1 protein-coding gene is annotated in these 684 nt (G+C 76.5%); it reads left to right on the top strand.

What is annotated here, in order from left to right; translation table 11 throughout:
• Positions 1 to 684, top strand: a 684-nt coding sequence (locus AC2W7G_RS17855) for an AMP-binding protein (RefSeq protein WP_485869609.1), incomplete at both ends; no start/stop codon positions are given.

Below are 684 nucleotides of genomic sequence, written 5' to 3'. Positions count from 1 at the left end.
GCCGGGCCGCTCGCCGTGCGCACGTCCGGCAGCACCGGCACGCCCAAGGACGTCCTGCTGTCGCACGCGGCCATGACCGCGTCGGCGACCGCGACCCACGAGCGGCTCGGAGGACCGGGCCAGTGGCTGCTGGCGCTGCCCCCGACCGGGGTGGCCGGGCTCCAGGTGCTGTTCCGCTCGCTCCTGGCCGGCACGTCCGCCGTCGTCGCCGACGAGCACCTCTCGCTGGCCGACGCGATCGAGGCGATGGACGGCGAGCGCCGCTACGCCTCGCTCGTGCCCACGCAGCTGTACCGGCTCGCCGAGTCCGGCGACGTCGGCGTGCTCACGGGCCTGGACGCGCTGCTCGTCGGCGGCGCCGCGGTGAGCCCGCGGCTGCTCGACCACGTCCGCGACGCCGGCGTCCGCGTCGTGCGCACGTACGGCATGAGCGAGACGTGCGGCGGCTGCGTCTACGACGGGGTGGCGCTGGACGGCGTGCAGGTCGACGTCGCCGACGACGGTCGCATCCGGCTCGCCGGACCCGTGCTCATGGACGGGTACGCCGACGCCGAGGCCACTGCCCGCGTGCTGCGCGACGGCTGGTTCGACACCCAGGACCTCGGCGAGCTGGCCCCCGACGGGCACCTGCGCGTGCTCGGCCGGGCCGACGACGTCGTCGTGAGCGGCGGGGCCAACGTGCCG

This window comes from Aeromicrobium sp. PFPM2_SD2, from assembly GCF_057364525.1.
Note: the sequence above shows the minus strand (reverse complement) of the source record. Positions and strands in the feature narration are given on the sequence as shown.